Annotated in this window: 22 protein-coding genes and 2 pseudogenes; 10 read left to right on the top strand and 14 right to left on the bottom strand. The window is 55.9% G+C overall.

Annotated elements, in window-relative coordinates:
• Nucleotides 1–53 precede the first annotated feature (53 nt).
• Complete coding sequence (locus ACOTYN_RS11900; RefSeq protein WP_332956963.1) at nt 54–812, bottom strand: phosphate/phosphite/phosphonate ABC transporter substrate-binding protein; 759 nt, start codon at nt 810–812, stop codon at nt 54–56.
• Entirely contained in the window at nt 805–1773 is a 969-nt protein-coding gene (locus tag ACOTYN_RS11905; protein WP_332956961.1) for a fatty acid desaturase, read from the bottom strand. Before ACOTYN_RS11905 ends, ACOTYN_RS11900 begins: the two co-directional genes overlap by 8 nt.
• A 148-nt stretch (nt 1774–1921) precedes the next feature.
• On the opposite strand from ACOTYN_RS11905, the gene ACOTYN_RS11910 reads away from it, so the two are divergent.
• Together ACOTYN_RS11910 and gap are read left to right on the top strand one after the other, a co-directional pair.
• Entirely contained in the window at nt 1922–2902 is a 981-nt protein-coding gene (locus ACOTYN_RS11910; protein ID WP_023330620.1) for a GlxA family transcriptional regulator, read from the top strand.
• 78 nt (nt 2903–2980) lie between these two features.
• Nucleotides 2981–3991 (top strand): type I glyceraldehyde-3-phosphate dehydrogenase, encoded by a 1011-nt coding sequence (gene gap / locus ACOTYN_RS11915; protein ID WP_047344664.1) that lies wholly within the window; start codon nt 2981–2983, stop codon nt 3989–3991.
• 40 nt (nt 3992–4031) lie between these two features.
• Here the strand turns inward: gap and ACOTYN_RS11920 are convergent, their stop codons facing one another.
• Nucleotides 4032–5219: an MFS transporter gene (locus ACOTYN_RS11920; protein ID WP_332956957.1), complete on the bottom strand. Its 1188-nt coding sequence runs from the start codon at nt 5217–5219 to the stop codon at nt 4032–4034.
• Between the two features lie 115 nt (nt 5220–5334).
• Here ACOTYN_RS11920 and ACOTYN_RS11925 point away from each other — a divergent pair, with 115 nt between their 5' ends.
• Nucleotides 5335–6291, top strand: a complete 957-nt coding sequence (locus ACOTYN_RS11925; RefSeq protein ID WP_332956954.1) for an AraC family transcriptional regulator — start codon at nt 5335–5337, stop codon at nt 6289–6291.
• A gap of 15 nt (nt 6292–6306) precedes the next feature.
• Here ACOTYN_RS11925 and ACOTYN_RS11930 read toward each other — a convergent pair whose 3' ends face one another.
• On the bottom strand, nt 6307–7647 hold the full coding sequence (locus ACOTYN_RS11930) for a carbohydrate porin (protein ID WP_023330623.1): 1341 nt from the start codon (nt 7645–7647) through the stop codon (nt 6307–6309).
• Between the two features lie 420 nt (nt 7648–8067).
• Here ACOTYN_RS11930 and ACOTYN_RS11935 point away from each other — a divergent pair, with 420 nt between their 5' ends.
• On the top strand, nt 8068–9753 hold the full coding sequence (locus tag ACOTYN_RS11935) for an alpha,alpha-trehalase (protein ID WP_179120947.1): 1686 nt from the start codon (nt 8068–8070) through the stop codon (nt 9751–9753).
• A gap of 82 nt (nt 9754–9835) precedes the next feature.
• Here the strand turns inward: ACOTYN_RS11935 and ACOTYN_RS11940 are convergent, their stop codons facing one another.
• Together ACOTYN_RS11940 and ACOTYN_RS11945 are read right to left on the bottom strand one after the other, a co-directional pair.
• The gene (locus ACOTYN_RS11940; RefSeq protein ID WP_332956951.1) at nt 9836–11938 is read right to left on the bottom strand and encodes a TonB-dependent siderophore receptor; all 2103 of its coding nucleotides are present in this window, start codon (nt 11936–11938) and stop codon (nt 9836–9838) included.
• A 113-nt stretch (nt 11939–12051) separates the two neighbouring features.
• Nucleotides 12052–12306: a GlsB/YeaQ/YmgE family stress response membrane protein gene (locus ACOTYN_RS11945; RefSeq protein WP_014884251.1), complete on the bottom strand. Its 255-nt coding sequence runs from the start codon at nt 12304–12306 to the stop codon at nt 12052–12054.
• Nucleotides 12307–12513: 207 nt separating this feature from the next.
• Between ACOTYN_RS11945 and ycgR the strand changes: the two genes are divergently transcribed.
• Nucleotides 12514–13245 carry a flagellar brake protein YcgR gene (gene ycgR, locus ACOTYN_RS11950; RefSeq protein ID WP_014884252.1) on the top strand — a complete coding sequence of 244 codons (732 nt, stop codon included), beginning with the start codon at nt 12514–12516 and terminating at the stop codon, nt 13243–13245.
• 37 nt (nt 13246–13282) lie between these two features.
• On the opposite strand, the gene emtA is transcribed toward ycgR, so the two are convergent.
• Nucleotides 13283–13894 carry a membrane-bound lytic murein transglycosylase EmtA gene (gene emtA, locus ACOTYN_RS11955; RefSeq protein ID WP_014884253.1) on the bottom strand — a complete coding sequence of 204 codons (612 nt, stop codon included), beginning with the start codon at nt 13892–13894 and terminating at the stop codon, nt 13283–13285.
• Between the two features lie 106 nt (nt 13895–14000).
• On the opposite strand from emtA, the gene ldcA reads away from it, so the two are divergent.
• Nucleotides 14001–14915: a muramoyltetrapeptide carboxypeptidase gene (gene ldcA / locus ACOTYN_RS11960; RefSeq protein WP_332956949.1), complete on the top strand. Its 915-nt coding sequence runs from the start codon at nt 14001–14003 to the stop codon at nt 14913–14915.
• 97 nt (nt 14916–15012) lie between these two features.
• Nucleotides 15013–16728, top strand: a pseudogene (locus tag ACOTYN_RS11965) (potassium/proton antiporter); the annotation flags it as partial.
• Here the strand turns inward: ACOTYN_RS11965 and ACOTYN_RS11970 are convergent.
• The 3 genes and pseudogenes from ACOTYN_RS11970 to ACOTYN_RS11980 form a co-directional block, all read right to left on the bottom strand.
• A pseudogene (locus ACOTYN_RS11970) lies at nt 16684–16785 on the bottom strand (hypothetical protein); the annotation flags it as partial. The pseudogenes ACOTYN_RS11965 and ACOTYN_RS11970 overlap by 45 nt on opposite strands.
• A gap of 9 nt (nt 16786–16794) precedes the next feature.
• Nucleotides 16795–17865: a catabolic alanine racemase DadX gene (dadX, locus tag ACOTYN_RS11975; RefSeq protein ID WP_014884256.1), complete on the bottom strand. Its 1071-nt coding sequence runs from the start codon at nt 17863–17865 to the stop codon at nt 16795–16797.
• A 9-nt stretch (nt 17866–17874) separates the two neighbouring features.
• Entirely contained in the window at nt 17875–19173 is a 1299-nt protein-coding gene (locus ACOTYN_RS11980) for a D-amino acid dehydrogenase (RefSeq protein WP_032636225.1), read from the bottom strand.
• 321 nt (nt 19174–19494) lie between these two features.
• Between ACOTYN_RS11980 and ACOTYN_RS11985 the strand changes: the two genes are divergently transcribed.
• Complete coding sequence (locus tag ACOTYN_RS11985) at nt 19495–21027, top strand: SpoVR family protein (RefSeq protein ID WP_014884258.1); 1533 nt, start codon at nt 19495–19497, stop codon at nt 21025–21027.
• Between the two features lie 110 nt (nt 21028–21137).
• Here the strand turns inward: ACOTYN_RS11985 and fadR are convergent, their stop codons facing one another.
• Nucleotides 21138–21857: a fatty acid metabolism transcriptional regulator FadR gene (fadR, locus tag ACOTYN_RS11990; protein ID WP_014884259.1), complete on the bottom strand. Its 720-nt coding sequence runs from the start codon at nt 21855–21857 to the stop codon at nt 21138–21140.
• 200 nt (nt 21858–22057) lie between these two features.
• Between fadR and nhaB the strand changes: the two genes are divergently transcribed.
• Nucleotides 22058–23596, top strand: a complete 1539-nt coding sequence (gene nhaB, locus ACOTYN_RS11995) for a Na(+)/H(+) antiporter NhaB (protein WP_023330627.1) — start codon at nt 22058–22060, stop codon at nt 23594–23596.
• 143 nt (nt 23597–23739) lie between these two features.
• Nucleotides 23740–24270, top strand: coding sequence for a disulfide bond formation protein DsbB (gene dsbB, locus ACOTYN_RS12000; protein ID WP_032641201.1), 531 nt, complete (start codon nt 23740–23742; stop codon nt 24268–24270).
• Nucleotides 24271–24369: 99 nt separating this feature from the next.
• On the opposite strand, the gene ACOTYN_RS12005 is transcribed toward dsbB, so the two are convergent.
• From ACOTYN_RS12005 to ACOTYN_RS12015, 3 genes are all read right to left on the bottom strand, one after another.
• Nucleotides 24370–24810, bottom strand: a complete 441-nt coding sequence (locus ACOTYN_RS12005) for a YcgN family cysteine cluster protein (RefSeq protein ID WP_332956944.1) — start codon at nt 24808–24810, stop codon at nt 24370–24372.
• A gap of 93 nt (nt 24811–24903) precedes the next feature.
• The gene (locus ACOTYN_RS12010; protein WP_332956942.1) at nt 24904–25563 is read right to left on the bottom strand and encodes a fumarylacetoacetate hydrolase family protein; all 660 of its coding nucleotides are present in this window, start codon (nt 25561–25563) and stop codon (nt 24904–24906) included.
• Between the two features lie 46 nt (nt 25564–25609).
• On the bottom strand, nt 25610–25885 hold the full coding sequence (locus ACOTYN_RS12015) for a YcgL domain-containing protein (protein ID WP_014884264.1): 276 nt from the start codon (nt 25883–25885) through the stop codon (nt 25610–25612).
• Between the last annotated feature and the right edge of the window lie 32 nt (nt 25886–25917).

Genomic DNA, 25917 nt, shown 5'->3' on the forward strand with positions numbered 1-25917 from the left:
CCAAAACCTTCTAACTCATTGATTCATAGCAATTTAAAGTGCATTCCCATTAGTTAACTGAATGCTTTCATATATACTTTCCTTTCCGCTTCGCTGAAATTGTTTATCAACACTGCATCACAGACCGCCTGGTGCTCCGGGACGGTTACCAGCGCGTGAAGCGCATCGCGGATGGCGTTAAGCGTGTCAGGAGGTGTATGAGGCGACGTGATTAAGGGCAGGCCCGGCGTTAGCGGAGTTTGGTCAATCACCGTCAGACCCGCCAACGCTTCCGGCTCATGACGCTGCAGGAGTGCCCAGGTGACACAGTCGATAGCGGCGATATCACCCTTCCCACGTTTGACGTCAATCAGCGACTGACGGTGGCTGCCGCTGAATGACGTTTGCGAAAAGAAAGGGGCGCGGGTCACCCACGGTGCCACTTTTTTTCGCAGCGCGTGATAGCCGGACTGCGAGTCAGGAGAATTACAGACCGCCCGGCGTCCGCGAAAATCCGCCAGCGTAAGAGGCCGATCCTCCGAGCGCGTCACCAGAAAGCTGCGGTAGTGGCTCCCTTCGCATCCCGCTGCCGTGTAATGAAAACAGCCCACCACCTGCACCTCCGGGAGCTGCGTGACCAGCGGGTAGCCGCAGGTCTGGCTGAGAATCAGCGCCGGCTGCTGCCAGTGGTTCAGCAGGTCCGATTCGGGCCAGCGGGGGACACGCTCAACGTACACGCCCCGGTCGGCCAGACGTTGTTGTACCGCCAGCCAGAGCGCGCGAGTGTCGGCGCGATCCACGGCATACATGGGAAACGCCAGCAGGTTACTCATATCTTTCCTCTTGTTTTCCGGGGTGAACGGTGACCGCCACTGGCCGGGTCGAGAACTGGCGTAGCCATTCGCCATAGCCCCTGACTACAAAACCGTGGTTACGCTGCCGGTACGCCTCGCGGTTTTGGTGGTAGATCGTCTGTAACCCATACCAGGGAACGCCCGGTAAATCGTGGTGAATGGAATGGTAGTTGAGATTTAAAAACAGTACCCGCCAGAATAGCCCAGCCTCGTTAATGACGGAACGCGCCAGCGGATCGTCCGCCGCGCGATGTTCGTAAAAGGAACGGACCTTGGTCAGCGCCAGCGCCGGATAGCTTACCGCCAGCACAAACCAGACGGGTGAAAAGCCGGTATGCGTCATCCAGGTGAAAAGCGCCGCCAGAAGCACAATGTGAACCAGCCACATCGCCATCGCCCGCCGTTGACGCTGACGAAAGGCCGCCACGGCGATCCCCAGCGTCTGCAAAATATCCAGCAGCGGTGCCAGCACTATCCGCCCGCAGAAGGTATTGCGGGCCTGGATCATGCGCTTCTGCCAGGGGGAAAAGCGCGCCCAGCTCGCCTCTGTAAAATAGTACGACTCCGGGTCATCCACCGGGATGGTCAGACTGTCGTGACGATGATGCGCCAGATGGGAATCCCGGTACAGGCCATAGGGATACCAGACCGCCAGCGGGAGCGTGCCAAACAGCTGGTTAAGCCAGGCAAAACGCGTGGGATGCCCGTGGATCAACTCATGCTGCAGGGACATGTACCAGGCGGTAAACCAGATAAGCAGCAGCGTGGCGGGCAGCAGGCCGAGCGTTTGCCAGAACGTCAGCGTGGTAAACCAGCCAGCGTAAATCGTCAGGATCAGCAGCCATGTGGGCAATTCGCTTCGCCACAGAAATCCTGATGCAAGATGGTGGATGCGATCGCGCTGTTGCGGATGCAAATAGAGAGATCTTCGTTTACCCATTCCTTCAGACGCCGTTTCGCCAGAGACACTACCCTGACGATCGGGGATAACGTCTGAAATGACAAAGAACTTAAATCGCTTTGCTTTGCCAGAAACAGAGGCCCACGCTCGGCTTGACTTATTCTGTGATAAAGGTACTTTTCAGGACATGAAGAAGATCTTAATTATCGTCCCTGACGGCGGCATGCTGTTTGAAGCCGCCGGTATCGCCGACATTCTGATGCAGGCTAACCGGCTGCACCCGGAAGGGCTTGCGCACCCCCGCTACCGCATTATTATCGCCACCACGCAGCCGCACCAGGTGATCCACGGTCAGTCCGGCCTGAATCTGCTGGCGGATTATCGTCTGCCTGAACTGGATCCGCGTGAACCGCTGGACACCATTATCATCACCGGACGCGGGATGAACGAGCAGGAGAGCACGGCGGTGGTGGACTGGCTGCACCTTGCTGCGCCGCATGCCCGGCGGATAGCCTCCATTTGCGGCGGCGCGATGCTGCTGGCCCAGAGCGGCCTGCTGGATGGTCGTCGCGCAACCACCCACTGGCGGTTGCTGGAGACCATGCAAACCCAGTATCCGGCTATCCGCGTCGAAGGCGGTCCACTGTATATTCAGGATGGTCCCGTCTGGACCTCCGGCGGCGTGAGCTCGGGGTTTGATCTCACTCTTGCGCTGGTGGAGGATGACTATGGTTTCACCCTCGCCCGCGACGTGGCGCAGGATATGGTGATGTACCTGCGCCGGCCCGGCGGTCAGCTGCAGTTTAGCCGCTATAGCCTTCAGCCGTCCGGCGCGTCCGGGCCAATAAGCGACCTGCAGGCCTGGATACTACAGAACCTCACTGCCGACCTGTGCGTAGAAAATCTGGCCGAGAAAGCGGCGATGAGCCCGCGCAATTTCACCCGGGTCTTTACCCGGGACGCAGGCGTTCCACCTGCCCGCTACGTAACCGAAGCGCGCCTGGCCGCCGCCAGACAGCTGCTTGAGCAAACCCGTGATTCCCTTGAGCGCATTGCTGAGCAAAGCGGGTTTGGCACCAGCATTAACCTGCGCCGCGTGTTTGAGAAACAGCTCCACCTTACCCCGGGCGAGTACCGCCAGCGCTTCCACTGTCGCAGGATGGCGTAATCTGATCCTTTTTTGTCGTTTACGCCAATCGGCCTGACGCCTACAGTGACTCCAGACAACAGAGATAAGGAGTGCACCATGGTTAAGGTCGGTATTAACGGTTTCGGCCGTATCGGACGTAATTTCCTGCGCGCAGCGCTGGGTAACCCGGATCTTCAGATTGTGGCCATTAACGATCTGACGGACAGCAAAACCCTCGCCCACCTGCTGAAACATGATTCCCTTCTGGGTAAATTGCCCGCACCGGTTGAAGCGGCTGACGGCGCATTGCAGGTTGATGGCCAGCGGATCGTGGTGTTTAGCGAACGCGATCCGGCAAATATTCCGTGGCGTGAAGCTGGCGTGGATGTGGTAATTGAAGCCACCGGCTTCTTTACCGAGCGGGAAAAAGCGGCGGTGCACGTCACGCACGGTGGTGCAAAGCGCGTCATCATCTCCGCGCCCGGCAAGAACGACGATCTGACCGTCGTCATGGGCGTGAACCACGATCGCTATGACCCGGCTCAGCACGTTGTCGTGAGTAACGGGAGTTGTACCACGAACGGTCTGGCTCCGGCCGCGCAGGTACTGCATCAGCAGTTCGGGATTGAGCATGGCCTGATGAATACCACGCATGCCTATACCAACAGCCAGGCGCTGCACGATCAGCCGGAAAAAGATCTGCGCGGTGCACGCGCGGCTGCGCTGTCGATTGTGCCCTACTCCAGCGGCGCGGCAAAAGCGCTCGGCAAAGTCATCCCCTCTCTGGACGGTAAGCTGACCGGGTATTCCCTGCGCGTGCCGGTTCCGGTGGTATCGATCGTCGATTTGACGGTCACCCTGAGCCGTAACGTGACTGCCGAAGAGGTGAATGACGCATTCCGCAGTGCGGCAGCCAGTGGGCCACTGAAAGGCATTCTGGGGTATAGCGATGAACCGCTGGTTTCCAGCGATTATCAGGGCGATCCGCGCTCCTCCATTATCGACGGGCTTTCCACGCTGGTGATTGGCGGGAACATGGTGAAGATCCTGGCGTGGTATGACAACGAGTGGGGATTCTCCAACCGCCTGGTGGACCTGGCGGTGCTGATGGATAAAAAAGGGCTGTAAGCCTCAAGCCGGGTGGGATAAGCACCCACCCGGCATAATATCACGCCGCTTTGACCTTCACGCCCATAAATACAATGACCATCGCCGTCACCAGCAGGAAACCACTTCCGGCAAACACGCCGCTGGCCCCGTTGAGGTCAAACACCACCCCGCCCCCGGCCGCGCCAGCGCTAATCGCCAGCTGAATGGACGCCACCAGCAGCCCTCCGGCACTTTCCGCTTCATCCGGAACGGTGGTGGCAAGCCAGGTTGACCAGCCCACCGGCACCAGACCGAACGCAAAGCCCCACAGCGCCACCAGTAATCCGTCCAGCATCGCCAGATGACCAAACGCCACCATCATCAGCGCAAGTATGCCCATGCCGAACGGCACGAGGGCCAGCGTCAGGCGCAGATTACGGGCCAGCAGATGCCCGGCAATGGAGGTGCCGACAAAGTTGGCAAGCCCGAAGCCCAGCAGGATCAGCGAAATGGTTTCAACATTTGCCTGTCCGACGGTTTCAAGGAACGGGCGCAGGTAGGTAAAGAAGGCGAAATGGCCGCTAAAGATCAGAATGGTCGCCAGCATGCCGCCAATCATGCCAGGACGGCGCAGCACGCTGAACAATGTGCCAAGGCTACCGCTACTCTCTGGTTTCATGGACGGCAGCACCCAGATCTGCCACAGCAGCGCCAGCATGCTCGGCAGAATGCAGAGAATAAAGACGTTGCGCCAGCCGATCAGGCTTCCCAGATAGCTCCCCAGCGGGGCCGCGACCACGGTGGCGATCGACACGCTGGAGAAGATCACCGCCAGCGCTTTCGGCACTTTGTCCGCCGGAACCAGACGCATTGTTGTGGCCGTCGACATCGCCCAGAACCCACCGATGGCAACCCCTAACAGCAGACGCCCCATCAGCAGAACGTGCAGAGTGGGCGCAAAGGCTACCAGCAGGCTGGAGATAATTTGCAGCACGGAGAAAAACATCAATACCCAGCGACGATCGATTTTCCGGGTCGCCGGGGTGATCAGCAGTCCGGTGACTAACGCCACCAGCGCAGTGGCGGTCACGGCCTGCCCGGCCATCCCCTCACTGACGCCCAGGCTCGCGGCCATCGGCGTCAGCAAACTGGCAGGCAGGAACTCCGCCGTTATCAAACCAAAAACCCCCAGCCCCAGTGAATAGACGGCTCGCCAGGCGGGTTTGGCAGGCGCGACGGCCTCTCTCGCCTCGACACATGCATTCATCTGTTGATCTCCCGTTATAAAAGTGTGACAACTGTCGCAAAAGCATAGAGGGTTCACCCTGGACGATCTATGACATATAATCTCCACTTATTGATTATTCGTCCGGAGTTACGCCATGACCGCACAGTCACCCGATTTGATCAGCGAACTTTTACGCGGCATGCGTCTGTCGGGGGTGAAATACCGCCGGATTGAAGCCAGTGCACCGTTTGGCGTCGCGTTCCATCAGGCACCGGGCAAGGCGCAGTTCCATTTTGTGAGCCACGGCAACGCCCTGCTGCGAATGGACAGCGGTGCAACCTTCGAACTGAGCAGCGGCGATGCGCTGTTTATTCCTGGCGGTAATGCCCATGCCCTGCTCTCTGACGACAAGGCAACCATCACTCCAGTCAACGCTTTCCCCAGCGAGCCCATCTGTAGTTCGGTCTGTGCCATTACCTGTGAGCCCTGCCCGGAGAGCGAAAACACCATCATCTTTAGCGGGTGTATGGATTTTGAGCTGGGCGGCATGCAGCCGCTGATCAAAGCGATGCCGGAAGTGATGATGGTCAGCCGGTTGATGTCCACCTGGCCGGAAATTCATCCGCTACTGGCCGCGATGGAGCGCGAGTCAATGACGCGTCAGGTCGGGTTTGCCGGGATCCTCGCCCGTCTGGCTGACGTGGTGGCGGCATTGATTGTTCGGGGCTGGGTTGAAGCAGGCTGTGGTAAAGCGACGGGCTGGGTGCAGGTCTTACGCGATCCGCGTCTGAGCCGGGCCATCTACGCCATGCACCAGCAGCCGGGCCTGAACTTGAGCGTGGCGGATCTGGCGAAAGAAGCGGGCACCTCCCGCTCCGTGTTCGCTGAACGGTTTCTGGCGGCGACGGGGACGACGCCGGCAAAATATCTCAGCGAGCTCAGAATGCGACTGGCTATTCAGTATATTCGCCATGAAAATCAACCGATTGAAACCGTCGCGCTGCGGCTCGGTTACGGGTCTCTGGCGGCGTTTAGCCGGGCATTTAAGCGCATCATCGGCCATGCGCCGGGCACGCTTCGGGAAGTCAGCCAGACCCCGGAAGAGGTCTGACCGACTGACAGGACATCAGAAATAGTATTTAAAGCGCACGCGACCACCGTAGCGATCGTCATTTTTATTGTCACCCTCTTTCGGGGAGGCATTGACCCATGACGCATACGCGCCCAGATAGATGTTGAAGTTTTTCATCTTCATGACGTTCGGGATCAGGTACGAGGTATGAATAGTATGGATGTCATACTCGCCCGGGTCGGTTATCCAGCAGTCGTTTTCACACTCTGCGTCAAACGTTGAGGTATTAAACTCGTCGATTTCGTTATGGGCATAGATGTAACCCAACTCAAAATTTCGCCAGAGGGCATTAATAGCTGAGGTAAAGTCGGTTTCGCCCGTCGCGTCCAGATAAGCCGTGTTGAGATTCATGACCACTCCGTTTTCCGGATCGGTTTTGAGCCCGTCCCAGGTCATCGTGAACCCGTAGCCCGTTCTCTCTGACTGGTCTACCCAGCGCCCGGCATCGTCGCGATAGCCATAAGCGTTGTTGACCAGGTTGGTCTCCATGGCAACCGCGCTGGAAAACGGCCCATTCTGCCACGAGATGACCGGGCGCACGTAGGCCACATTTTTGTCGTTCTCAAGTTCTGCACCGTGATAACGCTGGTCGACATACAAATCGCTGCCGTCTTTAAACAGGGTATTCAGCTCAAAATACCAGTTATCCAGCGTCTTGTTCATCAGGAAGTTGCCCCCGCTGTCGGTTCGCCCACGCCCCTCCTTCAGCATATAGATATAGCCGTAGCCGTCGCTGTAGAGATCGTCTGCGGTATTCCCGGAGTATTCCACAAACGTATCCTGGTTGAGCGGGAACATGTCATAGGCCTCAAAGCGTCCGACTTTTATTTCCCAGTCATTCTCAGTGCCAAAGAAGAATACCGCATCATCCAGGTACATTTGCCCGGCGAGGTCGCCGAGCGGCTGGACGGAGAACCCGGCAAAATTGCCGTTATCCATTTTACGATAACCATCAAAGCCTAATAAAATACGTCCGTTAATATCCCAGCGTTCTTTATCGCCCGGCGCCCAGTCACTATTAGCACTTTGCTTAACAGACGTGAGGCTACCCGTTTTACTGGCGGCATCCATATTAAATTCCACATCACCGTAAAATTTAATATCACCAAACCCTGAGAGCGTCAGTTTTGGCGGAGCGGTTTTGCTCACCGGCTCTTCCGACTGCACCACAACGGCTGGCGCAGCCTGCGTCGCGGCGGCCTGCTGCTGTTTAAGCTCCTGAATTTGCGCTTCCAGTTGCGCCAGCTTTTCTTCCACGTTCATTGAGGGTTGTGCCGCCAAAAGTGCGCCGGAATAGAATGCGCTTATCAGAATTACCGTTTTCTTTAATTGCATAGAATCCATCCTGATTATAAAAGTGAATACCCAAATATCGAGCACAGCCATTTCCACCAAATACCCTCAACGGTGCTATTATGTTTTTTCACAACGTAATTATGATTTTTAACTTGTGTGATCGGCACAGAGAAAACTTGCGGTAATGAAGAGAAGAAAGACCACCCGCTTCACATTCTTATTTCATTAGGTTTATGTATATTTTAACGTGCAATATATATGATTATTTAAAGACATAATTCTTTTAATTTCATTTGCACAACTAATTCCTCCCGGCCGGACCGGACGGGCGAAGCGGTAAATTGTCTGGTTCTGCGCAAAATGGGATATTGAACACGCGAAGCGGTCGATATTCGTCTAAGGTTTTCAGGTGATTGATAACAGCGGTCACGCTGCTGAGCGAATACAGGAGACGAACAGATGATAAGACCTCGCACTTTACGCCCTGCTCTTTTGCACCTCGCGCTGGGAGGCGCGCTGCTCGGTGCGACGACATTGAGTTATGCTGATGAACAGCCTGCGTTTCAGAAAAATTCCCCCGATATTTTACTTGGCCCTCTCTTTAATGATGTGCAAAGTGCCAAACTGTTTCCCGATCAGAAAACCTTCGCTGATGCCGTCCCCAAAAGCGATCCGCTGATGATCCTGGCGGATTACCGGATGCAGCACACCCAGTCCAGCTTTGATCTGCGCCACTTTGTAGAGATGAACTTCACGCTGCCTGCGGAAGGCGAAAAGTATGTTCCACCCGCAGGACAAAGTTTACGCGAGCATATTGACGACCTCTGGCCCGTACTGACGCGTACCACCGATAAAGCCAGTAATAAATGGGATTCCCTGCTGCCGTTACCAAAGCCTTACGTTGTGCCCGGCGGACGCTTCCGCGAGGTCTACTACTGGGACAGCTATTTCACCATGCTGGGTCTCGCGGAAAGCGGCCACTGGGACAAAATCAGCGATATGGTGGATAACTTCGCCTGGGAGATTGATACCTTTGGACATATCCCCAACGGCAACCGCAGCTACTACCTGAGCCGCTCCCAGCCGCCGTTCTTCTCCATGATGGTGGAACTGCTGGCGACGCACGACAGCGATGCGCTAAAGAAATATCGCCCGCAAATGGAAAAAGAGTACGCCTACTGGATGGAGGGCGTCGATTCTCTTCAGCCAGGGCAAGCTAACCAGCGCGTGGTGAAGCTGGATGACGGTTCGGTGCTCAACCGCTACTGGGATGACCGCGATACTCCGCGCCCCGAGTCCTGGCTTGACGACGTCAATACCGCCAAAAACAATCCTAACCGACCCGCGACTGAGATCTACCGTGATTTGCGCTCCGCAGCGGCTTCGGGCTGGGACTTTAGCTCCCGCTGGATGGACGATCCGCAAAAACTCGGCACGATCCGCACCACCAGCATCGTGCCCGTCGATCTGAACGCGCTGATGTTTAAAATGGAAAAACTGCTCGCGCGGGCAAGCCAGGAGGCAGGCGACAGCGCCGCGGCGAGTAAATACGAGGCGCTGGCGACCGCGCGTCAGAAAGCCATTGAGAACCACCTGTGGAATGATAAAGAGGGCTGGTATGCCGATTACGACCTCAAGAGTAAGAAGGTGCGTAATCAGCTTACCGCGGCCGCTCTCTTTCCGCTCTACGTGAAGGCGGCGTCGCAGGAGCGTGCCGATAAAGTTGCCGCGGCGACCTCCGCGCGTCTGTTGAAACCGGGCGGCATAACCACCACCACGATCAACAGCGGACAGCAGTGGGATGCGCCAAACGGCTGGGCTCCGCTGCAGTGGGTGGCGACGGAAGGGTTGCAGAATTACGGGCAGAATAAGGTGGCGATGGATGTCACCTGGCGCTTCCTGAAGAACGTGCAGCACACTTACGACCGCGAGAAGAAACTGGTGGAGAAATATGACGTATCAACAACCGGTACGGGCGGCGGCGGTGGCGAGTACCCGCTGCAGGATGGGTTCGGCTGGAGTAATGGCGTGACGCTGAAAATGCTGGATCTGGTCTGTCCGAAAGAGAAACCGTGTGACAGCGTACCGGAAAATCAGCCTGCGGCGAATGACGAGGCGGCGCCGGTGAAAGCGACGGCGCAGTAAGTGGGTATTGCCGGGTGGCGGCTACGTCTTACCGGGCCTGCGTTGGGTTTGCAGGCCCGGTAAGCGCAGCGCCACCGGGCAGTCAGAAGCTGTAGCTCGCCCCTAGCTGATACGTCCTGTCACGCCCAATCCAGCAGTTGGTTGCGTCGTAGCAGGTCAGCGTCTCTTTATTGGTGATGTTCTGCATACTCGCCTTAAGCGTCAGTCCCGCCAGCGAAGGCATGATTTCGCCCATCCGGTACGAGGCCGCCAGATCGTACTGCGTGGTGCCGCCCAGTTTACCCGCATCGTTAGCCGGTGAAATTTCCATCGGACCGGTGTAGCGTGCCCCAGCCCCCAGCATCAGCCCTTTCAGCGGCGTACTCTCGAAAGTGTAGTCCCCCCACAGATTGAAAGCGTTCTCCGGCACCTGAGTTGGACGTTTACCCTGGTATTTATCATCTTCGGTATTGATCGCATGGGTGTAGGCATAGTTGGCAATCAGCGTCAGGTTGTCCGTCGGACGGCTAATGGCGGAGAGCTCTGCCCCTTTGGATTCCACTTCCCCGGTCTGACGATAATTCAGGAAGCCCGGATCGGAGGTGACAACGTTTTTCTGCCGGATGTTAAACACCGAGGCGGTAAAGGTGGTGGCGTATTCAGCCAGCAGATATTTTACCCCGCCTTCCACCTGCTTGCTGGTGGTCGGTTTGACGTCTTTTGCCGTGAGCGTTCCCTGCGGTGACACCGGCGCAAAACCTTCGGAATAACTGATAAACGGTGAAATACCGTTATCGAAGGCGTAAAGCGCGCCCAGACGTTTGGTGACGCGGTCCTGCGATACCCAGGCTTTATCCCCGTTTTTCAGGTAATCGGTGGTGACGGAGCGGTAATCGTCGTAGCGCAGGCTACCCAACAGATTTAAGCCACCGAATTCCACCTGATCCTGCAGGTAGTAACCGTTCTGCTGATAGCTGAGGCGATTCTTCTGGGCGGTGTAGAGCCCCAGTGCGCCTTCGCTGATTTGCTTATAGTCAGGATCGCGCATGTCCATGCCTGGCGTGGCCGACGCGTAACGGTAGTGGAAATGCGAGTTCATCTTCTGATAGTCAAACCCGGCCAGCAGATGGTGCTGCCATTCACCCAGCGCAACGGTTTTCGTCACCTGGTTGTCGATGTTGAAGCTCTTAAGATCTTCATCGGTGGTGTAAGCAAAGCGGTTGAGCTGATAAACCTCACTCCCCGTGCCTGTCGCATAGACGCTGCGCTGGTGGGTATCGACGTCAAAATAGCGCGCTTTCTGGTTAAAGCCCCAGCCGCTGTCAAACTCGTGTTCAAAGCTATAGCCCAGCATCCACTGGCGCTGCTTAAACCCACTCCATTCATCTCCGGCGTAATCACGGCGATCGGCATATTTCGAGCGCAGATAAGACAGCGGGAGCGGATTTGACGGCGTCAGGCTCGGGGAGTTTTGCGCCAGCGCATCCAGCGTGAGACGGGTTTTGCTGTCGGGCTGCCAGGTGACGGACGGGGCGACCAGGTAATTTTCATACCGGGTGGTGTGCGGCTGATCGTCATTCTCCGTCGCCTTGCTCAGCAGACGGTAATTCCAGTCGCTGTCGGCTATCTGCCCGGTTGAGTCGAGATAGCCCTCTTTCAGGTTGCGGTTACCGGTATTAAAACCGACCTCCGTGCGCGCTTCCCGCTGCGGTTTTTTACTTTGAATATTCACCAGCCCGCCCGGCGAACCACCGCCGTAAAGCACCGATGAAGGCCCTTTCAGGATATCGACGCTGTCAATCAACAGCGGATCGATACGAGCCTTGGTATTGCCGGTGACGTTATAGGGCAACTGCAATCCGTTATAGAACTCCTGATCGACGGTAAAGCCACGAATTTTGTATTCGCTCATGTAGGAGGTATTACCGCGCACTTCGGTTGAGACGCCCGGGGCATAGCGCAGGATTTCATTCACGGAGTTCGCATGACGCTTTTCAATTTCCTGGGCAGAAAGCGTATTGATGACCTGGGGCGTTTTACTTTCGGCAACGGCCGATTTCGTAGCGCTGTTCGTCCAGGCCGGCAGCGCGCTGCCCTGCTCTGAGCCCGTGACGACGATGGTAGATTCTTCGGCGAAAGCCTGGACCTGCAATGCCAGCGTGACGGCACCGGCCAGAGCGCATAACGTAAAACGTGAGGAGTTCATAATGTCGTCTTGTTGTTAGATGCAATACGGAACGACAATTATTATCATTTCGATTAACAAATCAAGATTCAGGCAAAAAAAAACGGCCCTCCGCAGAGAGCCGCTATGTCATTTTAGGCTCGTCGCAGTAACCTGAATATGCCCAGCACAACAATGGCGCCGACGACAGCAACGAGGAAACTGTGCATGTCAAAACCACTGATGTTGCCTCCAAAGCCAAACATCGTCGCCAGCCAGCCGCCCACAACCGCACCAACAACCCCGAGAACACAGGTCAAAATGAAGCCGCCGCCATCGTTTCCCGGCATGATGAGTTTAGCGATAGCGCCAGCGATAAGACCAAAGATAATCCAGGCGATGATACCCATAGCGATGCCCTCTTTCAGGTTTAACGCATGTGCAGAAAACCTTCTGCGCAGCTAAGGTAAGTATAGGTCATCAGCATAAAATCATTTTCCTCTCACCGACTTATCTTGCGTGCAGCAATAAAAAAAACTCACCGGTTTGTATTAAGTTTGAGTGTGGATTGCCGATAACGCTCAGACAGTCTGTCATTAATCAAGGAGCCATCCGGCGTGAGTCATTACAGTGAGCAGTTCCTCAAGCAAAATCCGCTGGCTGTATTAGGGGTATTACGCGACCTGCAAAAAGGCGAAGTGCCGTTGCGCATCAGCTGGTCAAATAATCAGTTTATCAGCAAGATCCTTGACGTTTCGCAGGAGCGACTGATTGTAGACCTGGGCAGCCAGGAGTATGAAAACCGCGCTGCGCTCAGAGCGGAACATATTGCGGTGATGGCCGAAACCCATGGAGCCAAAGTGGAGTTTGTCCTGCCGCGACTGGAACTGAGCGAATATCAGGGACTTCCCGCTTTTGTGACCCCTCTTCCGGGCAACCTCTGGTTTGTCCAGCGTCGTGAATACTTCCGCATCAGCGCCCCGCTTCACCCTGCCTATTTTTGTAAGGCCAAAATGCCGGACAAAAAAGAGCTTCGTTTCCGTCTCTTTGACCTGTCGCTGGGCGGAATGGGTGCGTTGCTGGATTCAGCGAAACCGGACGGACTGGTAGAAGGCATGCGTTTTACCCAAATTGAGCTCGATATGGGCGGCTGGGGTCGCTTTTATTTCGATGCACAGCTGATTGCCATCAGCGAGCGCACGGTGGTGGACAGCAAAAACGAAACGATTACCACGCCGCGTCTGAGCTTCCGTTTCCTGAACGTCGGGCCAGGCGCTGAACGCGAGCTGCAGCGTATTATCTACTCGCTGGAGCGTGAAGCACGGGAACGTGCAAATAAAGTCCTGTGAAAAAATCGGGCAGCGCAACCGCCGCCCGTTTGCGGCATTACATGGCATCCATCGCTTTCTGTACTTTCCAGATATAACGAGGCGCCTGTGGTGCCGGATGATTCTTCGCGACATGCTCGACGAACTCATCTTTGTCCATGCCGTTGATCTCGTCTATCGCCTCTTTGCGGTCAGAGGAGAAAGTTCTGAGCAGCGCCCCCGCACCGTTCACGTATGAGACCACCAGCGCGTATTGCATCACTTCCGGATCCTCGATGCCCTTCAGCACGCCATGTTCCAGAATGCTCAGATACGCGGTACCCATGGAAATGTTGCGTTCCGGGTTCTTCAGCTCGCTGGTCGACGGCTGTCCGCTCCAGCCCATATAGCGGTAGACCTCTCTTCCCGCCGTTGAAGCCTTAAGCTGCATCAGCCCCACCGCGTTGGATTTGCTGACGAGCGTAGGATTCCCGCCAGACTCAACCGCAATAATCGCGGTGATCAGACGCGGGCTCACGCCCCAGGCCTTCCCGGCTTGTTCACTGATTGGCATCCACTGCATAGCCCGTTTCACCGGCACTTCCGGGTTCCAGGGCGGGTTTTGATAATCATGTTTTGAACTACAGCCAGCCAGCAGCACAATCAAAAAAGCAAACCATCTCAATTTCACGTCATCTATCCTTATAGCCGGTCATCGCGGTGCGCCGCCCTTGAAGCAGGCAGCGTATACGCGGCATGATATAGACAATTAGTTTCTCATTCAGCAAGGAATTGCCATGTCTCAGTTTCATCTCATCGCGCCGTCGGGCTACTGCATTAACCAGGACGCGGCACAGCGGGGCGTTCAGCGCTTACTGGAATCTGGCCATCAGGTAGAAAATCAGACAATTATCCCCCGCCGCCAGCAGCGTTTTGCCGGAACGGAAGCGCAGAGGCTGAATGATATCAATAGCCTGGTGAGTCTGAAGGGTAAGGATCGCATCGTCCTTGCCGTGCGCGGCGGCTACGGGGCGAGCAGGCTGCTGGAGAGCATTGACTGGCAGGGTCTGGCGCAGCGTCAGCAGCAGGATCCGCTGCTGATTTGCGGCCACAGCGATTTCACCGTCATCCAGCTAGGTCTTCTGGCCCTGCACAATATCATCACGTTTAGCGGCCCCATGCTGGCCGGTAACTTCGGCGCGCCGGAGCTGGATGCGTTTACCGTGGAACATTTCTGGCGCGCGCTGCGTAATCCTGCCTACAGCGTGGAGTGGCAAGGCAACGGACCGCACTGGGAGTGTGAAGGTCAGCTCTGGGGCGGAAACCTGGCGATGCTGGTCTCGCTCATCGGCACGCCGTGGATGCCGGACATCGAAGACGGCATTCTGGTGCTGGAAGATATCAACGAACATCCGTTCCGCGTCGAGCGCATGCTATTGCAGCTTTATCATGCCGGTATTCTTGCGCGTCAGTCCGCGATTGTGCTGGGCAGCTTTAGCGGCGCTGCCCCCAATGACTATGACGCGGGCTACTCGCTGGAAACCATGGTCGATTTCATCCGCTCCCGGCTGGACATTCCCGTCATCACCGGGCTGGATTTCGGCCATGAGCAGCAAACCGTCACTCTTGCGCTGGGGGCGCACGCCAGGCTGAAGCATGATGATGGCGGAAGCCAGCTCGCCATCAGCGGCCATCCGGTCATAAAGGGGTAAAAAATCCGTTAAACCGCCTTAATAAAACGCTGTTACCGACGTTAATATGTTAGGGTTTTAGTAACAGCGTTAACATTGAGGTGGGAGTAAGAGAACATTGGATGCCGCAGCGATAATCAGCCTTTTCATTTTGGGTTCTGTCCTTGTAACCAGCAGTATTTTATTAAGTTCATTTTCATCGCGTCTCGGCATACCTATTCTTGTTATTTTCCTTGCTATCGGCATGCTGGCTGGCATTGATGGCATCGGCGGTATCCCATTCGATAACTACCCTTTTGCCTACATGGTGAGTAACCTCGCCCTGGCGGTGATCCTGCTTGACGGCGGCATGCGTACGCAGGCGAGCTCCTTCCGCGTGGCCCTGGGGCCTGCGCTTTCACTTGCCACGGTCGGCGTGTTAATTACCTCTGGCCTCACCGGGATGATGGCTGCGTGGCTTTTCCATCTGAATATCATGGAAGGTTTGCTGATTGGCGCGATTGTCGGCTCAACCGACGCGGCAGCCGTGTTTTCCCTGCTCGGTGGAAAAGGGCTTAACGAACGTGTCGGCTCAACGCTTGAGATTGAATCCGGCAGTAACGACCCGATGGCGGTGTTCCTGACCATCACGCTGATCGAGATGATTCAGCAGCACGAGACCGGGCTGAGCTGGATGTTTGCGTGGCATATCCTGCAGCAGTTCGGCCTGGGGATACTGATAGGTCTGGCGGGGGGATACCTGTTACAGCAGATGATTAACCGCATCTCGCTCCCCTCGGGGCTGTACCCACTGCTGGCGCTGAGCGGCGGGATCCTGATTTTTGCCGTGACCACCGCTCTGGACGGCAGCGGTATTCTCGCGGTCTACCTCTGCGGATTCCTGATGGGTAACCGCCCTATCCGCAACCGTCACGCTATTTTGCAAAACTTCGACGGTCTTGCCTGGCTGGCACAAATCGGCATGTTCCTGGTGCTGGGCCTGCTGGTTACGCCCTCGGATCTGCTGCCGATTGCCATTCCGGCGCTGCTGCTGTCCGCGTGGATGATCTTCTTCGCCCGTCCGCTGTCGGTGTTTGCCGGTCTGCTGCCGTTTCGCGGCTTCAACCTGCGCGAGCGTGTCTTTATCAGCTGGGTGGGCCTGCGTGGCGCGGTGCCGATCATCCTTGCCGTCTTCCCGATGATGGCCGGGCTGGATAACGCAAGACTGTTCTTTAACGTGGCGTTCTTCGTGGTGCTGATTTCACTGCTGTTCCAGGGGACGTCGCTCGGATGGGCGGCGAAAAAAGCCAAAGTAGTGGTCCCGCCTGTGGGCTGGCCGGTGTCCCGCGTGGGGCTCGATATTCATCCGGAGAACCCGTGGGAACAGTTCGTCTATCAACTGAGCGCCGACAAGTGGTGCGTAGGGGCATCGCTGCGCGATTTGCACATGCCGGCCGAAACGCGGATTGCCGCGCTGTTTCGCGATAATGTCCTGCAACACCCTACCGGCAGCACCCGGCTTCGCGAAGGGGATATTTTGTGCGTGATTGGCCGCGAGCGCGATCTGCCCGCGCTGGGCAAGTTGTTCAGCCAGTCGCCTCCGGTGGCGCTGGACCAGCGTTTCTTCGGCGATTTTATTCTGGAAGCCAGCGCCAAATTTGCGGATGTGGCGCTGATTTACGGTCTGGATGAAGGTGCTGAAGACGGTGATAACCAGCAAACGCTGGGCGAAATCATCCAGCAACGACTTGGCGCTGCGCCGGTCGTCGGCGATCAGGTGGAATTTGCCGGGATGATCTGGACCGTTGCCGAAAAAGAAGATAACGCGGTGCGGAAAGTCGGTTTGCGGCCGATGGAAGAGGACGCAGAGTAGCGGGTTTATGCCGGGTGGCGGCTGCGCCTTACCCGGCATAAGAACACGTTACACCGTCACAACTGGCACTCTCGGCGCCAGGGCGCACATCAATTCATACCCCACCGTTCCCGCCGCCGCGGCCACGTCATCAATTTTGACTTCATTGCCCCACAGCTCAACCGGTGAACCGATGCCCGCCTGCGGACACGGCGTGAGGTCAACCGCGAGCATATCCATTGACACGGTCCCCACCGTGCCCGTACGGACGCCGTCCACCCAGACAGGCGTACCGGTTGGCGCGATGCGCGGATAGCCGTCGGCATACCCGCCTGCCACAATACCAATTCGCTGTTCGCCCTGCGCCCGGTAGCGGCTGCCATAGCCCACCGTGTCGCCCGCCTTCAGCGTCTGCACGCCGATAATCTCACTGCGCAGGGACATCACCGGCTTCAGGCCGCTGTTGGCGATATCCTGCCATTGACCGGACGGGGATGCACCATACAGAACGATCCCCGGACGCACCCAGTTATAATGCGCTTCGGGATGCCAAAGCGTCGCCGCAGAGTTCGACAGCGAGCGCGGACAGTCCAGCCCTTCTGCCGCCTGCTCAATGCGGACCATGGCATCGGCAATGCCGTCCGGTTTTTCCGCATCGGCAAAGTGCGCCATCAGCGTCATTTCGCCCACATTTTTCAGGGCGCGCAGCTGTTGCCAGACCGTATGCACCCGCTCAGGCTGAAAGCCCAGACGGTTCATGCCGCTGTTTACCTTGAGATAGATATCCAGCGGCGCGTGGAGTTTTGCATCCTGAATCGCTTTAATCTGCCAGTTGCTGTGAACGCTGGTGGTCAGACGATACTTATCCAGCAATGGCAGATCCTCGGGGTGGAAGAACCCTTCCAGCAGCAAAATCGGCCCTTTCCAGCCGCGTTCGCGCAGCAGGATAGCCTCTTCCAGATTGAGCAACGCAAAACCGTCGGTGGCGCTGAGCGCGCTCCAGATACGGTCAATACCGTGGCCGTAGGCATTCGCTTTGACTACCGACCAGACGCGCGAACCAGGTGCTGCCCGGCGAACAATTTGCAGGTTTTCCTTCAGGGCCTGCAGATCCAGCTGAGCCAGAACAGGACGGGACATGACAACTCCTTAGTTATGCGCGCCGTGCAGATGCTGTGGACGCGATGGCGTGAACCCTGATTGATAGCGCGCCGCACTTAAATCGTCAAATGGAATGGCTGGCGTGCGCCCGGAAATCAGGTCGCTCAGCAGCTGACCGGATCCGCAGGCCATCGTCCAGCCCAGCGTGCCGTGTCCGGTATTGGTCCACAAATTTTTAAACGGCGTACGGCCAACAATCGGCGTACCGTCCGGGGTCATCGGACGCAGACCGGTCCAGAATGTCGCCTGCTCAACAAAGCCCCCGCGCGGGAACAGGTCCCCCACCACCATCTCCAGCGTTTCACGACGCGGCTGCAGGAGGTCGGTGTTGAAGCCAACAATTTCCGCCATGCCGCCCACGCGGATGCGGTTATCGAAGCGGGTAATGGCGATTTTGTAGGTTTCATCCAGGATGGTTGATACCGGGGCGCCGCTCTCTTCTTTCACCGGAATGGTCAGCGAGTAGCCCTTCAGCGGATAAACAGGAATATCGAGAATGCCTTTCAGCATGGCGGTAGAGTACGAGCCAAACGCCATCACGTAGGCATCCGCTTTGATCACCTCGTCGCCACACTTCACGCCGTAAATTTTTTCCCCTTCCGACAGCAGCTTGTCGACAGCGGTGTTAAAGCGGAAATTCACCCCCGCCTGCTCGCACATGTGCGCCAGACGCTGGGTAAAGAGCTGACAGTCGCCGGTTTCGTCATTAGGAAGACGCAGGCCGCCCGTCAGTTTATGCGCCACTTCCGCCAGGGCAGGCTCCACCTGCCCCAGCTGGCTGGCCTCCAGCAGCTGGTAAGGTACGCCGGCATCTTCCAGCACGGCGATATCGCGGGTGGCGTTTTCATACTGTTGCGCGGTGCGGAACAGCTGCAGCGTGCCGCCCTGACGGCCTTCGTACTCAATGCCGGTCGACGCGCGCAGGGTCTTAAGACAGTCACGGCTGTATTCCGCCAGGCGCACCATGCGCCCTTTGTTTTCCATGTAGTGGCGGGTATCGCAGTTGCGCAGCATCTGCCACATCCACTTCAGCTGGAACGGCGTGCCGTCAAGGCTGATGGCCAGCGGCGCATGGCGCTGGAACATCCATTTGATCGCCTTCAGCGGTACGCCAGGGGCTGCCCACGGCGCCGCATACCCCGGAGAGATTTGACCGGCATTCGCCGCACTGGTTTCAAGCGCAGGGCCGGATTCACGATCGATAACGGTAACCTCATGTCCTGCCTGACTTAAATACCAGGCGCTGGTTACGCCAACGACACCACTTCCCAGTATGACAACACGCATAGCCACTCCATAATGTGCAAAAGAACAATCTTCTAATTACAGATTGATAACCTAGTTGAAAATATTATTCAACATACGACTTTTTTATGGTGACTTGCCTCACACATCCCCCAGTATCAGGGGATGGTGCTAATTTGGGATCTCATGCTGAGCTTTATTTTTAACCAGCATAAAATGCTGAAGGAGTCGCTTTTTTTGCCGTATCAAAAACGGGAAATCGCAAAGAAAAAATTTCTTGTCGGGCACGCTTTTTAACACGTTGATCTATGCTTGAAAGGAGGCTCTCCAGACAGTGAGAGCACCCACAACGAGGGCGCGCTAATGGCTACTATTGATTCCCTGAACAAGGACAACACACGTCTGAGCGATGGACCCGACTGGACCTTCGAGCTGCTGGATGTCTACCTCGCCGAAATCGACCGGGTGGCAAAACTGTATCGCCTGGATACCTATCCCCATCAAATTGAGGTGATTACCTCTGAACAGATGATGGACGCTTACTCCAGCGTCGGGATGCCGATCAACTATCCGCACTGGTCGTTTGGTAAAAAATTCATTGAAACGGAGCGCCTGTATAAACACGGTCAGCAGGGGCTGGCGTATGAGATTGTGATTAACTCCAATCCGTGTATTGCGTATTTAATGGAAGAGAACACCATTACCATGCAGGCGCTGGTGATGGCCCACGCCTGTTACGGCCATAACTCGTTTTTCAAAAATAACTATCTCTTCCGCAGCTGGACGGATGCCAGCTCCATCGTTGATTACCTGATCTTCGCGCGTAAATACATCACCGACTGCGAAGAGCGTTATGGCGTGGATGAGGTGGAGAAACTGCTCGACTCCTGCCACGCCCTGATGAACTACGGCGTGGACCGCTACAAACGCCCGCAGAAAATCTCCCTGCAGGAGGAGAAAGCCCGACAGAAAAGCCGCGAAGAGTATCTGCAAAGCCAGGTGAACATGCTGTGGCGCACCCTGCCGAAGCGTGAGGAAGAGAAAGCCGTCGCCGAGACGCGTCGTTATCCCTCCGAGCCGCAGGAAAACCTGCTCTACTTTATGGAGAAAAACGCCCCGCTGCTGGAGCCGTGGCAGCGTGAGATCCTGCGCATCGTGCGCAAGGTCAGCCAGTATTTCTATCCGCAGAAACAGACGCAGGTGATGAACGAAGGCTGGGCGACATTCTGGCACTACACCATCCTCAACCATCTGTATGATGAGGGGAAAGTGACCGAGCGGTTCATGATGGAGTTTCTCCACAGCCATACCAACGTCGTGTTTCAGCCGCCTTATAACAGCCCGTGGTACAGCGGGATTAACCCGTATGCGCTTGGCTTTGCGATGTTCCAGGATATTAAGCGTATCTGTCAGTCGCCAACGGAAGAAGACAAGTACTGGTTCCCGGATATCGCCGGTTCAGACTGGCTTGAAACGCTGCATTTTGCGATGCGCGATTTTAAGGACGAGAGCTTTATCAGCCAGTTTATGTCGCCGAAGATCATGCGTGATTTCCGCTTCTTCACCGTGCTGGACGATGATCGTAACAACTACCTGGAGATTTCTGCGATTCATAACGAAGAGGGGTATCGCGAGATCCGCTCACGGCTCTCTTCTCAGTACAACCTGAGCAATCTTGAGCCCAATATTCAGGTCTGGAACGTCGATTTACGCGGTGACCGTTCTCTGACGCTGCGTTATATCCCGCACAACCGCGCGCCGCTGGATAAAGGACGTAAAGAGGTGCTGAAGCATGTTCACCGCCTGTGGGGCTTTGACGTGCAGCTGGAACAGCAGAATGAGGACGGCAGCGTAGAACTGCTGGAACGTTGCCCGGCGCGGTTGAATACGTTGTAATGTTTTTTGCCGGGTGGCGGCTACGCCTTACCCGGCCTACGGTTTTTGTAGGCCCGGTAAGCGAAGCGCCACCGGGCGAAAAAAAACCTCTCACTTGAGAGGTTTTTCTTTCAGCGACTCTGAATCGCTAAATCGCCCGGCAGCGTTTTTTGCATGCGATGCCAGATTTCACCGGAATCATGACCGTAGCGACGCACGGTTTCATAAACCTGATCGTGCAGCCCTTCGGTGCAGAGCTTGCTGAGCTTATGGTAGAAACCCAGTGCCAGACTGCGCGCTTCGGGATTGGCAAAGTAGTGACGACCAATGCGGGTATAGAGCCCTTTCATCCCGTTGAGGATAAGACCGTAAATCGGGTTGCCGGAGGCAAACGCCAGACCGCGGAAAACGTTGTAATCGAGGGTGGCAAAGGCATCGGCATGATCTTCGACCTCGTTTGCGCTGGCCAGCACTGCAAGCGCATCTTCCGGGTGCTGACGGAAAGCGGTACGAATAAAGATCGTCGCGATGTTGGTACGCACTGAGAGCAGATTATCAATGAGCTGCGGTACGCTTTCGTGGTCGAGGCGCGCCAGCGTTTCAAGAATGTTCAGCCCCGAGGTTTCCCAGAAGTTGTTTACTTTTGTTGGCTTGCCGTGCTGGATCGTCAACCATCCATCACGCGCCAGTCGCTGAAGCACTTCACGCAGCGTGGTGCGAGTGACGCCAATCAGTTCAGAGAGTTCGCGTTCAGCTGGAAGAATGGACCCTGCAGGGAAGCGATTATTCCAGATGCTTTCAATGATGTACTCTTCCGCGAAACCCGCCGGGCTCTGCGCCTTAATGACCATAGTGAGATTTCCATTACACAGCTTTAGCAAATTGCACTCATCATACCAGAGGCATGCAGCGGCAGGTAGCGCGGTAAAGAGAGAAAAGAGGGATCGCCGTTTCATTTTTATGAAATTTACAATGCTCGCTTATCCGCCGCCGGGCCGCAATTTTGCGTATACTGATGTTTTGTTTTACGTGACGGGGAAGGACGTCTGTTGTGGAAATTTCTTTTGGGCGCGCGCTGTGGCGCAATTTTTTAGGTCAGTCTCCTGACTGGTACAAACTGATACTGCTGGTTTTCCTGGTCGTTAACCCCCTTATTTTTAGCGTGAACCCGTTTATCGCCGGATGGCTGCTGGTCGCGGAGTTTATCTTCACCCTGGCAATGGCGCTAAAATGTTACCCTCTGCTACCTGGCGGTCTGCTGGCTTTTGAAGCAGTGGTCATCGGGATGACGTCTGCTGAGCATGTCAAAGCAGAGCTGGCGTCAAATCTGGAAGTGCTCCTGCTGCTGATATTTATGGTGGCCGGGATCTACTTTATGAAACAGCTGCTGCTGTTTATCTTCACTCGCCTGTTGCTCAGCATTCCGTCTAAAACGGTATTGTCGCTGGCGTTTTGCCTTGCTGCTGCCTTTCTTTCGGCCTTCCTGGATGCCTTGACCGTTGTTGCGGTGGTGATCAGCGTCGCCGTCGGGTTTTACGGGATTTATCACCGCGTGGCCTCGTCCCGCCCGGGCGAAGACTTGCAGGATGACAGCCACGTTGAGGCGCATAACCGTGAGGTGCTGGAGCAGTTCCGCGCGTTTCTGCGCAGTCTGATGATGCATGCTGGCGTAGGGACTGCGTTGGGCGGCGTGATGACCATGGTGGGTGAGCCGCAAAACCTGATCATCGCCAAAGCGGCTGAATGGCATTTTGGCGAGTTTTTCCTGCGCATGGCCCCCGTGAGCGTGCCTGTCCTTATCTGCGGGTTAGCAACCTGCATTCTGGTCGAAAAGTTCAGGGTATTCGGCTACGGCGCGCAACTGCCTGAGCCGGTCCGCAGTGAGCTGCATAAATTTGACGAGCAGAGCCGCAAGCAGCGCACGCGGCAAGAGACGCTGCGTCTGATTGCGCAGGGTATCATTGGCGTCTGGCTTATCGTCGCGCTGGCGTTGCATCTTGCAGAGGTTGGATTGATTGGCCTCTCCGTCATTATTCTTGCGACCACCTTTAGCGGCGTAACGGATGAGCATGCTATCGGCAAAGCGTTTACGGAAGCCCTGCCATTTACCGCGCTGCTGGCGGTCTTCTTTGCGGTTGTGGCGGTGATTATCGACCAGCATCTGTTTGCCCCTATAATTACCTTTGTGCTGCAGGCTGCACCAGACGCGCAGCTTACGCTCTTCTATCTGTTCAACGGCCTCCTGTCGTCCATCTCCGATAACGTCTTTGTCGGGACGGTCTACATCAACGAAGCCAAATCCGCGATGGAAGAAGGCATTATTAACGCAGGACAGTTTGAGCTGCTGGCCGTGGCCATCAATACCGGCACTAACCTGCCGTCGGTAGCGACGCCAAATGGACAAGCCGCCTTCCTGTTCCTGCTGACCTCTGCCCTTGCGCCACTCATACGTCTTTCTTATGGAAGAATGGTCTGGATGGCGCTGCCCTATACGCTGGTACTCACAATTGTGGGATTGCTTTGCGTCAAAATTACCCTCATTCCCTGTACGCAATGGCTGATACAAGCGGGTATACTTGCGGCGCACTAAATGAGGCCTCTCGGGCAGTTCGCTGCCCGTTTGCCTTTTCGCACGATAAACATCCGATTACGTTTTATTTCGTCAGGTACAGGTGGCGCGAAAAACGAATTCGTTTACACTGCGCTTTCTAAGCATGTTCCAGGGAAATGATTATGTTGAGATTTTTAAACCAGTGCTCTCGCGGTCGCGGAGCGTGGTTGTTGATGGCCCTGACCGCCTTTGCGCTGGAAATGGTCGCGCTGTGGTTCCAGCACGTGATGGGGCTGAAACCCTGCGTGCTCTGTATCTACGAGCGCTGCGCCCTGTTTGGCATTATGGGTGCGGGCCTGGTAGGCGCCATCGCCCCGAAATCGCCGTTGCGCTACGCGGGTATTGCAATCTGGCTGTACAGCGCCTGGAAAGGAATTGAACTCTCCTGGCAGCACACCATGATGCAGCTGCATCCGTCACCGTTTATGACCTGTGATTTTGCCGCCCGCTTCCCGAGCTGGCTGCCGCTGGATAAATGGCTGCCGCAGGTGTTTGTCGCATCCGGTGACTGCTCTGTCCGTCAGTGGGAATTCCTGACGCTGGAGATGCCACAGTGGCTGGTGGGGATTTTTGTCGCCTACTTCGTCGTGGCGTTGCTGGTGCTGATTGCCCAGCCGTTCAAGCCGAAGAAACGTGATTTGTTCGGAAGGTAAAAGCAAAACGGCAACGTCAGTTTTGTAGGTCGGGTAAGCGCAGCGCCACCCGACACAACAGCGCATAATAAAAAACCCGCCGAGGCGGGTTTTTTATTATCACCGATTAGGGTGATTCATAATATGGTCTTCCCATTCCCGCACCTCGGACTCTTTCACCGCGATGTGGCGCACCGAAATGCGCTCGCCGTGCATCGCCGCTTTCGAACCGGTCAGCAACGGATGCCAGTCTGGTAACCCTTTCCCTTCCGCCAGTAGGCGATACGCGCAGGTATGGGGCAGCCATTCAAAGGTGGGCAGATTATCACGGGTTAACTTGATGCAGTCCGGCTCAAATTCGAACCGACGCTCATAGTTGCGGCACTGGCAGGTTTTAATGTTCAACTGCTTGCAGGCCACGTTGGTGAAGTAGATTTCGTCCGTATCTTCATCCATCAGCTTATGCAGGCAGCACTGCCCGCAGCCGTCGCACAATGATTCCCATTCCGCGTCAGTCATGTCGTCAAGAGTTTTGCTTTGCCAGAAAGGGATGTCGTTCATCAGGATGTCCACACGTCAAAAGAAAGCGCACCTTATAACGAGTCTGGCACGTTGTTGCAAGTTTTGCCGCCCTCTTCAGGCGGCAAGATGTGGTTACAGCACGCGGGTTTTCAGCGACAGGCCGTTAAAACCGACCTCCAGTTCATCGCCGCTGAGGAGCGGGCCAACCCCTTCAGGCGTACCGGTCAGGATCACATCTCCGGGTTTCAGGGTGAAGAAGCGGCTCATGTAGGCGATCAGCGGCACAATCTTATGGATCATGTCTGCCGTGCTGCCCTGCTGGCTGATGTCACCGTTCACCTTCAGGCTGAGCGGCGTGTCCTGTGGATCGGTGGTAAATTCACTGACCGGAATGAATCCCGAAATCGGACACGCGTTGTCAAAGCCTTTGGCTTTTTCCCACGGCTGCCCGGCCTTCTTCATTTTTCCCTGCACATCACGCAGCGTCAGATCCAGCGCGACGCCGTAGCCAGCAATCGCTTTCTGGACATGCTCTTCGGAGGCCTGGCGCAGCGTGGCGCCGATCAGCACCGCGAGCTCAACTTCGTGATGCACCGACCCCAGCCCCTGCGGCAACGCCAGCGGCTGGCGGATATCACAAAGCGCCGTCTCTGGCTTAATAAACAGAACCGGCTCTTCTGGTGTTGCGCTGCCCATCTCCTGAATATGCTTTGCGTAGTTACTGCCCACGCAGACCACTTTGCTGACGGGATAATCCAGTAACGCACCTTGCCAGTTATGATGTTGATACATGCTCGACCCCTAATCGGTTGATGTGATGCGCCCGAAACAGCTGAGACTATTTCTTCCCGTTCGCCTCAAGGTGCTGTTTTAATAAATTCTCAGGCGGTGGTGGAAGCTGTAAATAATAGCCTTGCTCGGCTAATGCCGTTTTCACTTTATCCAGATCGGCATTGACCAGTTTCTTACGACCATCCAGCGGCAGCAGCATCGCCAGCTGTGGTCGGCCAAAGCTCTTCATTAATTCTTCAGGCACGCGTGAAAAATCGTCTTTCTTTTCGACATAAAGATAGGTCTGGTCACGGCTTGTACTTCTGTAGATCACACAAAACATGTTTTTACTCTGAATTAATGGGTGGTTGCTTG

This window comes from Enterobacter cloacae complex sp. IR5458, assembly GCF_049238025.1.
In the GTDB taxonomy this organism is placed as follows: Bacteria; Pseudomonadota; Gammaproteobacteria; order Enterobacterales; family Enterobacteriaceae; genus Enterobacter; species Enterobacter kobei.

Coding starts and splice junctions, on each gene's coding strand:
- ACOTYN_RS11900 (WP_332956963.1), bottom strand. CDS start 812: ATGAGTAACCTGCTGGCGTTTCCCATGTATGCCGTGGATCGCGCCGAC.
- ACOTYN_RS11905 (WP_332956961.1), bottom strand. CDS start 1,773: ATGGGTAAACGAAGATCTCTCTATTTGCATCCGCAACAGCGCGATCGC.
- ACOTYN_RS11910 (WP_023330620.1), top strand. CDS start 1,922: ATGAAGAAGATCTTAATTATCGTCCCTGACGGCGGCATGCTGTTTGAA.
- gap (WP_047344664.1), top strand. CDS start 2,981: ATGGTTAAGGTCGGTATTAACGGTTTCGGCCGTATCGGACGTAATTTC.
- ACOTYN_RS11920 (WP_332956957.1), bottom strand. CDS start 5,219: ATGAATGCATGTGTCGAGGCGAGAGAGGCCGTCGCGCCTGCCAAACCC.
- ACOTYN_RS11925 (WP_332956954.1), top strand. CDS start 5,335: ATGACCGCACAGTCACCCGATTTGATCAGCGAACTTTTACGCGGCATG.
- ACOTYN_RS11930 (WP_023330623.1), bottom strand. CDS start 7,647: ATGCAATTAAAGAAAACGGTAATTCTGATAAGCGCATTCTATTCCGGC.
- ACOTYN_RS11935 (WP_179120947.1), top strand. CDS start 8,068: ATGATAAGACCTCGCACTTTACGCCCTGCTCTTTTGCACCTCGCGCTG.
- ACOTYN_RS11940 (WP_332956951.1), bottom strand. CDS start 11,938: ATGAACTCCTCACGTTTTACGTTATGCGCTCTGGCCGGTGCCGTCACG.
- ACOTYN_RS11945 (WP_014884251.1), bottom strand. CDS start 12,306: ATGGGTATCATCGCCTGGATTATCTTTGGTCTTATCGCTGGCGCTATC.
- ldcA (WP_332956949.1), top strand. CDS start 14,001: ATGTCTCAGTTTCATCTCATCGCGCCGTCGGGCTACTGCATTAACCAG.
- dadX (WP_014884256.1), bottom strand. CDS start 17,865: ATGTCCCGTCCTGTTCTGGCTCAGCTGGATCTGCAGGCCCTGAAGGAA.
- ACOTYN_RS11980 (WP_032636225.1), bottom strand. CDS start 19,173: ATGCGTGTTGTCATACTGGGAAGTGGTGTCGTTGGCGTAACCAGCGCC.
- ACOTYN_RS11985 (WP_014884258.1), top strand. CDS start 19,495: ATGGCTACTATTGATTCCCTGAACAAGGACAACACACGTCTGAGCGAT.
- fadR (WP_014884259.1), bottom strand. CDS start 21,857: ATGGTCATTAAGGCGCAGAGCCCGGCGGGTTTCGCGGAAGAGTACATC.
- dsbB (WP_032641201.1), top strand. CDS start 23,740: ATGTTGAGATTTTTAAACCAGTGCTCTCGCGGTCGCGGAGCGTGGTTG.
- ACOTYN_RS12005 (WP_332956944.1), bottom strand. CDS start 24,810: ATGAACGACATCCCTTTCTGGCAAAGCAAAACTCTTGACGACATGACT.
- ACOTYN_RS12010 (WP_332956942.1), bottom strand. CDS start 25,563: ATGTATCAACATCATAACTGGCAAGGTGCGTTACTGGATTATCCCGTC.
- ACOTYN_RS12015 (WP_014884264.1), bottom strand. CDS start 25,885: ATGTTTTGTGTGATCTACAGAAGTACAAGCCGTGACCAGACCTATCTT.